This window comes from Acidovorax sp. SUPP1855, from assembly GCF_030158955.1.
Taxonomy (GTDB): domain Bacteria; phylum Pseudomonadota; class Gammaproteobacteria; order Burkholderiales; family Burkholderiaceae_C; genus Paracidovorax.
The window spans coordinates 132,778-146,163 of the sequence record NZ_BQXI01000005.1; the positions used below are offsets into that span (position 1 = coordinate 132,778).

The following is a 13,386-nucleotide window of genomic DNA, read 5'->3' on the forward strand; positions in this document are numbered from 1 at the left end:
GCAGGTGCACGCGCACCGTGGCGTCCAGCGCCGACAGCGGCTCGTCCAGCAGCAGCAGGCCCGGCGACGTGGCCAAGGCGCGCGCCAGCGCGATGCGCTGCTGCTGGCCGCCCGACATCTGCGCGGGAAACTTCGGCCCGCTGCCCGGCAGCCCGACGAGGTGCAGCAGCTCCTCCACGCGCGCCGCGATCCGCGCCCGCCCCTCGCGCCGGTTGACCAGCCCGTAGGCCACGTTCTGCGCCACCGTCAGGTTGGGAAACAGCGCATACGACTGGAACATGATCCCGTAGTCGCGCTCGGCCGGCGGCGCCACCGAGATGTCCCGGCCCGCCTGCACGATGCGGCCGGCGGTTTGGGTTTCCAGCCCCGCCACGATGCGCAGCAAGGTGGTCTTGCCGCAGCCCGACGGCCCGAGAAAACAGACGAACTCCCCCTGGCGGATCGACAGGTCGATGCTGCCGAGCGCGGTGAAAGCGCCGAATCGCTTGTGAATCCCGCGAAGCGCGAGGAAGCTGCCGTCGTCGTTGTCCATCGGTTTTACTTCTTCGCTTCGCTCTTGCTGTCGTAGCGCCGGGACCATTCGGCCAGCGTGGCCTCGCGGCTGGCGGCGGCCTGGTCGAAGTCGAGTCGGATCAGGCGCGCCTCGTAGTCGTCCGGAATGCCGGCCAGCTTGGGCGCGATGCCCGGCTGGGCGGTGATGGCGAAGTTCTTGCCGTAGAGCTTCATGGCATCTTTCGACGACGCCCAGTCGGCCAGCTTCTTCGCCGCGTCCAGCTTCTTGGTGCCCTTGTAGATGGCGAAGCCTTCCAGGTCCCAGCCCAGGCCTTCCTTGGGGAACACCAGCTCGATCGGCGCGCCCTTGGCCTTGTTGGTGTGGCCGCGGTACTCGAAGGAGATGCCCGCGACGTACTCGCCGGAGGCGGCCATGTTGCAGGGCTTGGAGCCGGAGTGCGTGTACTGGCCGATGTTCTCGTGCAGCGCGTCCATGTACTTCCAGCCGCCGCCCTTGCCGCCCTCGTCGCCCCACATCTGCAGCCAGGACACCACGTCCAGGTAGCCGGTGCCGGAGGACGCCGGATTGGGCATCACCACCTGGCCCTTGAACTCGGGCCGGGTCAGGTCCTTCCAGGTCGTGGGCAGGGGAATGTTGCGCTTCTTGGCCTCCACGGTGTTGAAGCACACGGTGGCGCCGAACACGTCCATGCCGAACCATGCGGGCGGGTTCTTCTTGTCGCGGTAGGCCGGCATGATCGCGTCGATGTTCAGCGGCGCGTAGGGCTCCAGCATGCCGTTGCGGTCGAACAGCGCCAAGCTGGTGGCCGCCACGCCCATGACGACGTCCGCCTGCGGGTTGGCTTTCTCGGCCAGCAGCTTGGCGGTGATGACGCCCGTGGAGTCGCGCACCCACTTGATCTCGATGTCCGGGTTCACCGCATTGAACGCTTCCTGGTAGGCCTTGAGCTGGTCGGTCTCAAGGGCGGTATAGACGATCAGTTGCTGCTTTTGCGCGAAGGCCGAGCCGGCCGCAACGGCCAGGACCAGTCCGAGAATTGCCGCGGAAAGCGGCCGTGGGGTGCGTTGCATGGAAATGCTCCAGGGGTTGAACGGGTGGAACTTTGGTGCCCGCCCGTGTCATCCTCATGACATTCTTGCCAAGCAAAATGAGGGCCATGTTGGGCCGATTGTTTTTTGTAGATCGTAGACAATCTGCAAATTCGTCTTTTTTGGGAGTACCTGATCCATGGCCGTCCAGAGCCCCGCGAACGCCGCCATCGCACAGCTTCAGGGCAACTCGCTCGCCGGCCTCGTGCAAAACGAGATCGAGCGCATGATCCTGGCCTCCGAGCTCCAGCCCGGGGAGAAGCTGACCGAATCCACCCTGGCCACCCGCCTGGGCGTGTCGCGTGGCCCGGTGCGCGAGGCGTTCCGCATGCTCGACGAGGCCGGCCTGGTGCGCACCGAGAAAAACCGCGGCGTCTTCGTGCGCGACATCGCGCTGGACGAGGCCCTGGAGATCTTCGAGCTGCGCGCGGTGATGGAGATGTACATCGGCCGCAAGCTCGCCGAAACCTGCACCGCCGCCCAGACGAAGGCGCTGCGCCAATCGGTCGATGCCATGGACGCGGCCACCAAGGCCGGCAACGCGCAGGACTTCCACCGCTTCAACCTGGAGTTCCACGACGCCCTGCTGCAGCTGGCCGGCAACGCCAAGTTCACCGCCCACTACCGGCGCCTCATCAAGGAGCTGTCGCTGATCCGGCGCCGCAACCTCACCGTCGAATCCATGGCGGTGTACACCCGCGAGCACCGGCAGATCGTCAAGGCGATCGCGGCGCGCAATGCCGAGGCCGCGGGCCAGGCGATGTTCGACCACGTGATGAACAGCCGCGAACGCACCCTGCAGAACTACCGCCCCGCGCCAGAAGCACCCCTCGCCACGCCGGCCCCGGCGCGCCGGCGCGCCACGCGCACCACCGCCGAGGCCTGACCATGCCGCTGGCCTTCGACGACATCGCCCTGCTGTTCGAGCGCCATGGCGGCACGCAGTACAGCGGCGAGCCGGTCACGCAGACCGCGCATGCGCTGCAGACCGCCTGGCTGGCGCAGCAGGCGGGCGCGGACGACGAACTCGTCACCGCGGCGCTGCTGCACGACCTGGGCCACCTGCTGCAGGACCATGGCGACACCCCCACCGCGCACGGCATCGACGACCTGCACCAGTTCAGCGCCCTGCCCTTTCTGCGCGGGCTGTTCGGGGACCGTGTGCTCGACACCATCCGCTGGCACGTGGACGCCAAGCGCTATCTGTGCGCCACCCGGCCGCATTACCGGTCGGCGTTGTCGGCCGACTCGCAGCGCAGCCTGGTGCTGCAGGGCGGCGTGTTCGCTGCGCAGGAGGCCCGGGCCTTCATCGGCCGCCCGCACGCCGAAGAGGCCGTGCGCCTGCGGCTGTGGGACGACCAGGCCAAGGTCGAGGGCCTGGCCACGCCGGGGCTGGCGCACTTCCTGGGCATCGCGGCGCGGTGCCGCCTGCCGCAGCCTGCGGGACCGGCCTGAGTGCTGCGGCCCCGGGAGGTCACCGACACGCTCTAAGATACCGCCCCGTTGCGAACCCTTGGACGGGACGGCGCCTTCGGGCTCCGCCCCGTCTTTCCCGTCCCACCCGACGCCTTCCACCATCCACTCCCTATGTCTTCCGGCGGATTTCACGTACACGGCCCCCACGACCATGCGGTCGAACATGCCAGCCAGGGCCACGGCCCCCACGAGGCCCACGCGCACGAGGGCGGCGGATCGTCCACCAGCAAGATCGCCATGTTCACCGCGATCGTAGCGACGGTGGGCGCCATCTTTTCCTACATGGGTGGGGCCACGCAGGCCAATGCCGGGCTGCTGAAGAACGACGCGGCCATCCGCAAGACGGAGGCCTCCAACCAGTGGAATTACTTCCAGTCCAAGAGCACCAAGCAGTCGCTGACCGAAATGGCCCGCGATCTGGCGCCCGAGGACCGCAAGGGCAGCTACCAGACCAAGCTGGACCGCTACGAGACGGAGAAGAACGAGATCAAGACGCAGGCCGAGAAGCTGGAGCGCGAGTCGCTCGACTTCGACCACCAGAGCGAGGCCCAGATGCACCAGCACCACCGCTGGGCCCAGGCCACCACCGCGCTGCAGGTGGCCATCGCCCTGGCGGCCATCGCGCTGCTCACGCGCAAGAAGTGGCTGGAATACGGTATGTACGGCGTGGCCGCCATCGGCCTGGGCGTCGGCACCATGGCGTTCCTGCATTTCTGAGCGCGGATCCCCTCTTCCCGTCTTTGCGAAAGCCCCTTTCAATGGCCCTGCACCTGATTTATGCGCGCGCCGCCAACGGCGTGATCGGCAAGGACGGCACCATGCCCTGGCACCTGCCCGAAGACCTGGCGCACTTTCGCCGGCTGACCAACGGCTGCCCCGTGGTGATGGGCCGCAAGACCTGGGATTCGCTGCCACCGCGCTTTCGGCCGCTGCCGGGGCGCGCCAACATCGTGGTGACGCGCCAGCCGGATTGGCAGGCCGAAGGCGCCCGCCGCGCCGCGGGCCTGCCCGAGGCCCTGCGGATGGCCGAGGCCGAGGGCCCCACCACCTGGGTGATCGGCGGTGCGCAGCTGTACGCGCAGGCCTTGCCGCTGGCCACGCGCATCGAGGCCACCGAGATCGGGCAGGCGTTCGAGGGCGACGCCTACGCGCCCGAGCCGGGCCCCGAATGGGTGGAAACGGCGCGCGAAAGCCATCGGAGTGCCGACGGCCTGCCTTACACTTTCCTGACGCTTGAGCGGCACTGAAAAACCCCGCCCCTCTGAAAGGGCCGAGTAAGGCCGGGGTTCGAGGGGTTCGTCCGGGCCCTTAAGGCACGCGGTGACCGTTCAGTCGATGCAGAATCCGCGTGGCGGAATCGAAGGCGCCTTGTCCGGCCCCGATGCCACCGCTCGCCGCCCCAGGCGAGCCCCCTCCTTCCTACGAACCTCCAGCCGAGCCCACTGTGAAACTAGACGCCATTGACCAAAAGATCCTGGATCTGTTGCAGGAAGACGCGGACCAGCAAGGGGCCGAGATCGCCGCCAAGGTGGGGCTGTCGACCACGCCGTGCTGGCGCCGGGTGCAGCGGCTCAAGGAGAGCGGCGTCATCAAGAAGAGCGTGGCGCTGGTCGACGCGCAGAAGGTCAACGTCGGCGTGACGGTGTTCGTGTCGGTGCGCACCAGCACCCACACGCAGGAGTGGTTCGACAAGTTCAAGGCCACCATCCAGGTCATGCCGGAGGTCGTCGAGTTCTACCGCATGAGCGGCGAGATCGACTACCTGCTGCGCGTGGTGGTGCCCGACATCGCGGCCTACGACCGGGTCTATAAGAAGCTGATCGCCAGCAACCACCTGTGCGACATCAGCTCCAGCTTCGCGATGGAAGAGATCAAGTTCACCACGGCGCTGCCGCTCAATTACGCACGGTAGGCATCTGCGGCCGTTGGGCCGCAGGCACACCCGTTCGCCATCTGGCCGCACCAGGCGGTTGCTATATTTTTAATAGCGATATGCCTTAGTACTGATTGTGCTGGAGGCCTTTTTCCCCTATGCCTGCGCACCGGCCAGGCGCACCGCCCGTCAACTGCGCCACAGCGCCATGCCGCCCGCCAGGCTCCAGGCCCGGGCGTGGCCCAGCCGGCGCAGCGCCTTGGCGGCCTGCGCGCTGCGGTTGCCGCTGCGGCAAAAGAACAGGACGGGCGTGTCGGGCGACAGGGCCAGCCATTCGGGCAGCGCGTTCACCAGGGCCGACAGCGGCACGGCCTGGCGCTGCACGGGTGCCCCCAGGTCGGGCGCCCGGCCCAGGCGCTGCTCGTAGGGCTCCCGCACGTCCACCAGCAGCAGCGCGGGCTGCGGGGCCTGCAGCATCGCCTGCAGTGCGGCCGGCGCCATGTCGCTGCCCGCGGCGGATGCGCACGGCGAGTCCACGCGCACGCCGCATAGCATGGGCTGGCCGCTGGCCTCCTGCGGTGCCATGCCCTGCTCCAGCCGCGCCTTGGCCTGTGCGAAACCCGCAGCGTCCAGGCGCCCGTCGAGCACCTGCGCCAGCAGCGGCTGGGCGGCGCATTCCGTGGCGAGCGTGGTGGCGAAGCGGTGGTCTTCATCGTGCGCGGGCAGCAGCAGCGTCCGGGTGCCCAGGTGTTGCGCCATGCGATGCAGCGACGGCCCGAAGGCGAGCGGCGCGCTCTGCGCGAAATCGCTGCGCCCCAGCGCGCCCGGCATGACGGTGTCTCCCACGAACGCCAGGCGCAGGCCCTGCGCGCCGTGCAGCAGATAGGCCGTGGCATCTTCGGTGTGGCCCAGCGTGGCCAGGCGGGTGAGGTGCAGCGCGCCCAGGTCGATCCGTTCGGCGGGCTGCGGCCAGCCCAGGGCGTCCACGGCCTCGTCCGCGGCCGGGTGGCCGGCCAGGGCAGCACGCAGCGCAGCGGCGGATGAGGCGTGGTCGCCATGGCTGTGGGTGTCCAGCACCGCCGCCAGCGTGTAGCCCTGGCAGCGCACCAGCTGGGCCAGCCGTTCGGTCAGCTCGGGCAGCGGATCGATCACGGCGCAGCGGCGGCTGGCGGCATCGGCCACCAGGTAGCAGCACGCGCCATCGACCACGAAACGGGTCACACCTTCGACGGGCAGCGCGGCCGGTTGCGCCGGGCCCAGGCAGCTGGCACGCAGCGATTCGCCGCACGCGCGGATGCGGGCGCAGGCCTCGCCGATCAAGGCGGCATCCGCGGCCGGGCCGAACGACAGCCGCACGGCCGAGTCCGCCTGCCAGGCCGGCAACTGAATGGCCTGCAGCACGTGGCTGGGCTGGGCCTTGGCCGCGCTGCAGGCCGAGCCGCCGCTGACGCGCACGCCCGCGGCGTCGAACAGGTCCAGCAGCAACCGGGAGCCCACGCCCGGCACCGAGAAATTGAGCGTGGTGGGCAGGCAGAGCCCGGGCGGCGCGTTGAAGACGAGGCCGGGGAAGGCCGCCTCCAGCGCCGCGCCCAGCTGCGAGCGGTAGCCCGCCAGCACCGATGGCGGCTGGAACGTGGTGCCGCCCTCCAGCGCCGCCAGCACCGCGCCCAGAGCGGCGATGCCCGCCATGTTCTCGGTGCCCGAGCGCAGGGCGCCCTCCTGCCCGCCGCCGGCCATCATGGGCGTGAACGGCGCGCCCTCGCGCACGTACAGCAGGCCGATGCCCTTGGGCGCATAGAGCTTGTGGCCGGAGAACGTGGCGTAGTCGATGGGGTGGTCGGCCAGCTGCAGCGCCATCTTGCCCAGGGCCTGCACGCTGTCCACCAGCCACAGCGCGCCGCTGCCCGCCATCGCCTGCGCGATGCCCGCCAGATCGCTGACCACGCCGGTCTCGTTGTTGGCGGCCATGGTGCACACCAGCGCGGCGCGCGGCGCATGGGCGCGCAGCCAGTCGAGGTCGTGCCGGCCATCGTGCGCCACGGGAATGGGCAGCACCTGCAGGCCGAGCTGCAGCAGCGTGTTCCAGTGCCGGAGCGCCTCGGGCACCGCCTTGTGCTCGGTCGCGCCGTACAGCAACAGTTGTTGCGGCCCCGTGGCGCCGTCGCCGCCCGCGGTGCGCTGCCTGCGCACATGGTTGAGGGCCGACAGCACGGCGGTCTGGATGCCCTCGGTCGCGCCGCTCACGAACATCAGCTGGCCCGAAGGCGCACCGACCACCCGGCGGGCCCGGGCCCGCACCGCATCCATCAGCGCGCGGGCCTTGAGGCCGGTACTGTGCGTGCTGCTGGGGTTGCCGTAGTCGTCCGCCATCGCGGCCAGGGCGGCATCGCGGGCGGCGGGCAGGACGGGCGTGGTGGCGTTGGCGTCGAGGTAGATTTCCATGGCGTTGCTTGATTTCCGTTGATCCGGGTAAAAACAACCATGTTAGTAAGCCATATTGAGAATTTTTTTCTCATTTTCTGACACTATTTGAAATCAGCCTCCATCTGCCCACGCTTTGGCAAAGTCCGGGGCATGGAGGCGGCTGCCGGTCACCGCCCTGCCGATCCGGCGGGTCGGCCCGCTGGCGCCCGGGCGCTCGTCCACAATAGCGGGTTCGCCGCGGCCGGCCGCTGACCGAGCGGGTGCCGCGATGCCACCCCGCAGGGGATTGCCAGCAGCGAGCGGCCCTCGCGCGCTCCGCGATCCCGGTGAAGTCGAGAGAACCCAGAACATGCAGCAGCCGGCAGAAAACGCCCCCACCACCGCATCGCCATCCGCAGCGCCGTCCGCCCTCGGCACGCCCGCGCCCGCCGCGCCGCATCTGGGCAGCGACTTCTCGCACCACACGCCGATGATGCAGCAGTACCTGGCCCTGAAAGCCGCGTACCCCGACACGCTGGTCTTCTACCGCATGGGCGATTTCTACGAGGTGTTCTTCGCCGATGCCGAGAAGGCCGCGCGGCTGCTGGACATCACGCTCACGCAACGCGGTCAGTCCGGCGGGCAGCCGGTGGTGATGGCCGGCGTGCCCTTCCATGCGCTGGAGAACTACCTGGGCCGGCTCATCAATATGGGCGAGTCGGTGGCGATCTGCGAGCAGGTCGGCGAAGTGGGCGCGAGCAAGGGGCCGGTGGAGCGCAAGGTGGTGCGCGTGGTCACGCCGGGCACGCTCACCGACAGCGAACTGCTGTCCGACAAGGCCGAATCGCTGCTGCTGTCGGTGCACCAGGGCCCGCGCGCGCGCTGCGGCCTGGCATGGCTCAGCGTGACGCAGGGGCTGGTGCACCTGGCGGAGTGCACGCACGACGAGGTCGGCGCCTGGATCGCGCGCATAGGCCCGAGCGAGGTGATCTACAGCGCGGGCGTGACCGACCGCTTCGAGCAGCAGCTGAAGGCGCTGCGCCAGAACGGCACCTTCGCCTGCCCCTTGAGCCTGCGGCCGGACTGGCAGTTCGATGCCGCGTTGGGCGAGCGCAAGCTGCTGGAGCAACTGGGCGCGGCCAGCCTCGCCGCCTGGAGCGCGCAGGACCTGGCCCAGGCCCACGCCGCCGCCGCGGCGCTGCTGGCCTATGCCGAGCACACGCAGGGCCGATCGCTCACCCACGTGCACGGCGTGCGCGTGCAGCAGAGCGACGAGTTGATCGCCCTGCCCCTGGCCACGCGCCGCAACCTGGAATTGACGCGCACGCTGCGCGGCGAAGACGCGCCCACCCTCTTTTCGCTGCTGGACACCTGCATGACCGGCATGGGCAGCCGCCTGCTCAAGACCTGGCTGCTGGAGCCGCGGCGCGACCGCACCGAGGCCCGCCAGCGCCTGTCGGCCACGGCGGCGCTGCGTGGCAAGGCCTCGGGCACCGGTGCGTGGCAGGCGCTGCGCGGCGAGCTGCGCGGCGTGAGCGACGTGGAGCGCATCACGGCCCGCATCGCGCTGCGGCAGGTGCGCCCGCGCGAGCTGCTGGGCCTGTGCAAGACGCTACAAAAAGCAGAGCAGCTTGCCGGGGCATTCCATGCTTCGGAGCCGTTTTTGGCCCAGATCTTCGACCACCTGCGTCCGCCGGTCGATTGCGGCGAACTGCTGCGCGCGGCCATCCATGAAGAGCCGGCCGCGCTGGTGCGCGACGGCGGCGTGATCGCCCCGGGCTTCGACGCCGAACTGGACGAACTGCGCGGCATCCAGACGCACTGCGACACCTTCCTGCTCGACTTGGAGACGCGCGAGCGGGCGCGCACCGGCATCGCCAACCTGCGCGTGCAGTTCAACAAGGTGCACGGCTTCTACATCGAGGTGACCAGCAGCCACCTGGACCGCGTGCCCGACGACTACCGCCGCCGCCAGACGCTCAAGAACGCCGAGCGCTTCATCACGCCGGAACTCAAGACCTTCGAGGACAAGGCGCTGTCGGCGCAGGAGCGCGGCCTGGCGCGCGAGAAATGGCTGTACGAGCAGCTGCTGGACCGCCTGCAGCCGCACGTGCCCGCCCTCACCCGGCTGGCCCATGCGCTGGCCACGCTGGACGTGCTGTGCGCGCTGGCCGAGCGCTCGCTCACGCTGAACTGGTGCGCGCCGCAGTTCGCGCCCGAGCCCTGCATCGAGATCGAGGGCGGGCGACACCCGGTGGTGGAGGCGCGGCTGGCCGAGACCTCGTCCGGCAGTTTCATCGCCAATCACACGCGGCTGAACGCCAACACCCGCATGCAGGTCATCACCGGGCCGAACATGGGCGGCAAATCGACCTACATGCGGCAGGTGGCGCTGATCGTGCTGCTGGCCAGCATGGGCAGCCACGTGCCGGCCACGTCGTGCCGCCTGGGGCCCATCGATGCGATCCATACGCGCATCGGCGCGGCCGACGACCTGGCCAACGCGCAATCGACCTTCATGCTGGAGATGACCGAGGCCGCGCAGATCCTGCATTCGGCCACGCCGCACAGCCTGGTGCTGATGGACGAGATCGGGCGCGGCACGAGCACCTTCGACGGCCTCGCGCTGGCCAGCGGCATCGCCACACACCTGCACGACCGGACCAAGGCGTTCACGCTGTTCGCCACCCACTACTTCGAACTGACCGAACTGTCGGCGCGCCACCAGCACGCGGTGAACGTGCACGTGGGCGCGACCGAATCGGGATCGAACATCGTCTTTTTGCACGAGATCCAGCCGGGGCCGGCCAGCCGCAGCTACGGCATCCACGTGGCCCGTCTGGCGGGCGTGCCGGGCCCGGTGCTGAACCATGCGCGCCACACGCTGGCCGCGCTGGAGCAGCGGGCCGGCGAGGGCGAAACGCAGGTGGACCTGTTCGCCGAGCCGCCCGAGGCCGAGGGGCCCCTGGTGAGCCCGGCGGAAGCGGCGCTGGCCGAGCTGCAGCCCGACACCCTGAGCCCGCGCGAGGCGCTGGACGCGCTGTACCAGCTCAAGCGGCTGGTGCAGGGCTAGGACGGTCAGGCCACAGGCCCCGGGGCGGGGTCACTAGGCCGGCGCAACGGCGGGCTTCGCGGCCTTGGGCGCGCGCTCGAACCTGGTCTTGGCCGCGATCTGCTGGCTGTCGGACAGGCCATCCATATCGCGGTACAGGTGCACCGACAGGGCGATGTCGCCGGAGGTGTTCTTCAGGCTGTGGGGCACGTCCAGCTGGGTCGGCCCGAAGCCGTCCATGGACCCCTGGAGCCGCTCGTTCTTTTTGTCCTTGGTGGCCAAGGGCACCTGCGCACCGGCGGGCGAATCGCTCGGGGAGTAGATCCGCTCCCACAGATTGCCCTTCAGGATGAAGGAGGCGCATTCGTTCGGGTGGTCGTGGATGGGGGTCTTTTGCTTGTCCGCGAACGAGAACAGCTGCAGGCAGAACGACTCGCCCTCTTTCGCGTGGCTGTGCAAGAGGTACCGACCGTAGCCCGCCAATTCGTTGCTCTTGGGCTGGTAGATGTCGGTGGACAACTGCGCTTCTTTCAGCAGGCCCTCCAGCGCACCGGCCACGCAATCGCGCACGTCCTTGCCCGCGGCTTGCACGGAGGCATTTTGCAAAAGCTTCTGAACGCCGGCTTCCAGGCGCTTTTGGTTGGCCGCATGGGTCTGCCGGGCCTGCAGAGACAGCGTGGTGTACACCTTGTCGAGTTGGGCCTCGCGGGCTGCGATGCCCGCATCCGCGCCCGGCAGCGAGGTGCGGGGGCGCTTGGCCGAAGCACCTTCCGCGGTGGCGTCCGGCGACCGCGCTGGCAGGCCGTCCAGGCGGGCATCGCCGCCCGGCTGGCTCGAACCGGCAGGCCGCTTGTTCGAAGAGGCGGTATCGGCGACTTCGGCGCGTTCGGAACGGGGAGAAACGGCGCGGGAAGGGGAAGAGATAGAACTGGTCGTCATGGTTTGAAAGAGAGTGGATGAGGAAAGAAAAAGAGGGAGAACAACGGCGATCCACCGTGTCGCCACCCACCCGCCATTTTTCGAACCACAAGGCGGAATCCCACTGCCCATGCGAAGCCGAGCCCCAGGCATGCGAATGTCTTTTCATATTGCGAAATCATCTGAAACATTGGCGACACGCCGCACCGTTTGTCCCCTGTTTCTGCCGCACCGTCTTGGGGCAAGCCCGCAGCGCAACGACGACAACGCCTACACTCGACCCTTTGCCTCCGAAGTCACCCCCATGACGTATTGCGTCGCCATCAAGCTCAACGCCGGACTGGTTTTCCTGTCCGATTCCCGCACCAACGCGGGCCTGGATCAGATCAGCTCCTTTCGCAAGATGATGATCTACGAGAAGGCGGGCGACCGGTTCATGGTGCTGCTGTCCGCCGGCAACCTGAGCATCTCGCAGTCGGTGCGCGAGATCCTGCAGTCCGAGCAGCTCACCGACCGCGAGGGCGGCGAGCCGATGACGATCTGGAACGCCAAGAGCATGTTCGACGCCGCGCGCGTGCTGGGCGCGGCCGTGCGCCACGTGCATGAACGCGACGGCGCGGCGCTGAAACGTTCGGGCGTGGACTTCAATGTCTCGCTGGTGTTCGGCGGGCAGATCCAGGGCGAGGGCATGCGGCTCTTTCAGGTGTACTCGGCGGGCAACTTCATCGAGGCCACGTCCGAGACGCCGTACTTCCAGGTGGGCGAATCCAAATACGGCAAGCCCGTGCTCGACCGCGTGCTGACGCCCGACACGCCGCTGGACGAGGCCGCCAAGTGCGCGCTGGTGTCCATGGACAGCACGCTCAAGTCCAACCTGTCGGTGGGCCTGCCGCTGGACCTGGTGGTGTATGAGGTGGGCCAGTTCGCCACCGACAAGATCGTCTGCATCGACGAGCACAACCCCTATTTCCGCATGCTGCACAACAGCTGGGGCGAGAAGCTGCGCGAGGTGTTCGACAGCATCGAAGACCCCGCATGGCACGGCGGCCTGACCGAGGTGCCGATCAAGGTCGAACCGTCGCGCAGCCGCCCGATCAAGAAGATCACCAACCCGCGCGACAAGCTCGTCTGACGCCCCGGCGGCACGCCACCACGGCAGCAGCTACTGACTGAAGCCCCATGCTCCCCATCGTCTTCTCGCACGCCAACAGCTTTCCGGCGGGCACCTACTCGGTGCTGTTTCGCCACCTGAAGGACCGGGGTTTCGATGTGAACGCCCTGGACCGCTACGGGCATGCGCCCGAGTACCCGGTCACCAACAACTGGCCGCACCTGGTGCAGCAATTGGCCGACTTCGCGCAGGAGCAGGTGCAGCGCGCGGGCGGGCCGGTGTTCTTCGTGGGGCATTCGCTGGGCGGCTTCCTGAGCGTGATGGCCGCCGCACGCCACCCCGAACTGGCGCGCGGCGTGCTGATGATCGACTCGCCCCTCATCAGCGGCTGGCGCGCCAGTGCGCTGGGCATGGCCAAGCAGACGCAGCTGGTGGGTGCCGTGTCGCCCGGCAAGGTCAGCCGCGCCCGGCGCAACGCGTGGGCCAGCCCCGACGAGGCGCTGGAGCATTTCCGCAAGAAGAAGGCCTTCGCGCAGTGGGACGGCGAGGTACTGCGCGACTACATCCAGCACGGCCTGCGCGAGCAGGAGGGCCGGCACATGCTGCATTTCGACCGGGCCGTGGAGACCGCCATCTACAACACCCTGCCGCACAACCTGTCGCAGCTGCTGCGAGCGCACCCGCTGCGCTGCCCTGCGGCGTTCATCGGCGGGCGCTCATCGGCCGAGGTGCGGCAGGTGGGCATGGCGATGACGCTGACCATCACCCAGGGGCGGGTGACGGTGCTCGACGGAAGCCACCTCTTCCCGATGGAACAGCCCAAGACCACGGCCGCCGCCATCGAGGCCGCGCTGCTGAATCTCATGGCGGTCCGGACCGCCTGAGCCTCTGGCCCCCTGGTCGCACTGCGCGCGTACGGCTTCCGATCCGCGCAGCGCCAAAGTGCCGCTG

General features: G+C 68.8%; 11 protein-coding genes and 1 pseudogene. 8 read left to right on the forward strand and 4 right to left on the reverse strand.

All coding sequences use genetic code 11. The features are described from left to right. Positions 1–94 precede the first annotated feature (94 nt). Positions 95–580: pseudogene (locus tag AVMA1855_RS06340) on the reverse strand (ATP-binding cassette domain-containing protein); the annotation flags it as partial. Next, the gene (locus AVMA1855_RS06345) at positions 538–1,584 is read right to left on the reverse strand and encodes a putative 2-aminoethylphosphonate ABC transporter substrate-binding protein (RefSeq protein WP_272564327.1); all 1,047 of its coding nucleotides are present in this window, start codon (positions 1,582–1,584) and stop codon (positions 538–540) included. The pseudogene AVMA1855_RS06340 and the gene AVMA1855_RS06345, both read right to left, overlap by 43 nt. Before the next feature lie 157 nt (positions 1,585–1,741). Between AVMA1855_RS06345 and AVMA1855_RS06350 the strand changes: the two genes are divergently transcribed. The 5 genes from AVMA1855_RS06350 (at position 1,742) to AVMA1855_RS06370 (ending at position 4,990) form a co-directional block, all read left to right on the forward strand. Further along, positions 1,742–2,488 carry a phosphonate utilization associated transcriptional regulator gene (locus AVMA1855_RS06350; protein ID WP_284425042.1) on the forward strand — a complete coding sequence of 249 codons (747 nt, stop codon included), beginning with the start codon at positions 1,742–1,744 and terminating at the stop codon, positions 2,486–2,488. 2 nt (positions 2,489–2,490) lie between these two features. Then, positions 2,491–3,057, forward strand: coding sequence for a phosphonate degradation HD-domain oxygenase (locus AVMA1855_RS06355; protein WP_284425043.1), 567 nt, complete (start codon positions 2,491–2,493; stop codon positions 3,055–3,057). 132 nt (positions 3,058–3,189) lie between these two features. Further along, a complete protein-coding gene (locus AVMA1855_RS06360) occupies positions 3,190–3,795 on the forward strand; it encodes a DUF4337 domain-containing protein (protein WP_284394789.1) in 606 nt (201 codons plus the stop codon). Between the two features lie 41 nt (positions 3,796–3,836). Next, a complete protein-coding gene (locus tag AVMA1855_RS06365; protein ID WP_284425044.1) occupies positions 3,837–4,325 on the forward strand; it encodes a dihydrofolate reductase in 489 nt (162 codons plus the stop codon). A 197-nt stretch (positions 4,326–4,522) separates the two neighbouring features. Beyond that, entirely contained in the window at positions 4,523–4,990 is a 468-nt protein-coding gene (locus AVMA1855_RS06370) for an Lrp/AsnC family transcriptional regulator (protein ID WP_272564333.1), read from the forward strand. A gap of 150 nt (positions 4,991–5,140) precedes the next feature. On the opposite strand, the gene AVMA1855_RS06375 is transcribed toward AVMA1855_RS06370, so the two are convergent. Beyond that, positions 5,141–7,393 carry an aminotransferase class V-fold PLP-dependent enzyme gene (locus tag AVMA1855_RS06375; RefSeq protein ID WP_284425045.1) on the reverse strand — a complete coding sequence of 751 codons (2,253 nt, stop codon included), beginning with the start codon at positions 7,391–7,393 and terminating at the stop codon, positions 5,141–5,143. A 451-nt stretch (positions 7,394–7,844) separates the two neighbouring features. Here AVMA1855_RS06375 and mutS point away from each other — a divergent pair, with 451 nt between their 5' ends. Next, a complete protein-coding gene (gene mutS, locus AVMA1855_RS06380) occupies positions 7,845–10,427 on the forward strand; it encodes a DNA mismatch repair protein MutS (RefSeq protein WP_284425117.1) in 2,583 nt (860 codons plus the stop codon). A gap of 33 nt (positions 10,428–10,460) precedes the next feature. Here the strand turns inward: mutS and AVMA1855_RS06385 are convergent, their stop codons facing one another. Next, positions 10,461–11,345 (reverse strand): cysteine dioxygenase, encoded by an 885-nt coding sequence (locus AVMA1855_RS06385; protein ID WP_284425046.1) that lies wholly within the window; start codon positions 11,343–11,345, stop codon positions 10,461–10,463. A 283-nt stretch (positions 11,346–11,628) separates the two neighbouring features. Here AVMA1855_RS06385 and AVMA1855_RS06390 point away from each other — a divergent pair, with 283 nt between their 5' ends. Beyond that, a complete protein-coding gene (locus tag AVMA1855_RS06390; protein WP_284394794.1) occupies positions 11,629–12,456 on the forward strand; it encodes a proteasome-type protease in 828 nt (275 codons plus the stop codon). 47 nt (positions 12,457–12,503) lie between these two features. Beyond that, a complete protein-coding gene (locus AVMA1855_RS06395) occupies positions 12,504–13,319 on the forward strand; it encodes an alpha/beta fold hydrolase (RefSeq protein WP_284425047.1) in 816 nt (271 codons plus the stop codon). Positions 13,320–13,386: the final 67 nt, after the last annotated feature.

Bases quoted from the DNA above. Each gene is read 5' to 3' on its own strand.
- AVMA1855_RS06390 (WP_284394794.1), top strand. From the start codon at position 11,629: ATGACGTATTGCGTCGCCATCAAGCTCAACGCCGGACTGGTTTTCCTG.
- AVMA1855_RS06365 (WP_284425044.1), top strand. From the start codon at position 3,837: ATGGCCCTGCACCTGATTTATGCGCGCGCCGCCAACGGCGTGATCGGC.
- mutS (WP_284425117.1), top strand. From the start codon at position 7,845: ATGATGCAGCAGTACCTGGCCCTGAAAGCCGCGTACCCCGACACGCTG.
- AVMA1855_RS06395 (WP_284425047.1), top strand. From the start codon at position 12,504: ATGCTCCCCATCGTCTTCTCGCACGCCAACAGCTTTCCGGCGGGCACC.
- AVMA1855_RS06345 (WP_272564327.1), bottom strand. From the start codon at position 1,584: ATGCAACGCACCCCACGGCCGCTTTCCGCGGCAATTCTCGGACTGGTC.
- AVMA1855_RS06355 (WP_284425043.1), top strand. From the start codon at position 2,491: ATGCCGCTGGCCTTCGACGACATCGCCCTGCTGTTCGAGCGCCATGGC.
- AVMA1855_RS06360 (WP_284394789.1), top strand. From the start codon at position 3,190: ATGTCTTCCGGCGGATTTCACGTACACGGCCCCCACGACCATGCGGTC.
- AVMA1855_RS06385 (WP_284425046.1), bottom strand. From the start codon at position 11,345: ATGACGACCAGTTCTATCTCTTCCCCTTCCCGCGCCGTTTCTCCCCGT.
- AVMA1855_RS06350 (WP_284425042.1), top strand. From the start codon at position 1,742: ATGGCCGTCCAGAGCCCCGCGAACGCCGCCATCGCACAGCTTCAGGGC.
- AVMA1855_RS06375 (WP_284425045.1), bottom strand. From the start codon at position 7,393: ATGGAAATCTACCTCGACGCCAACGCCACCACGCCCGTCCTGCCCGCC.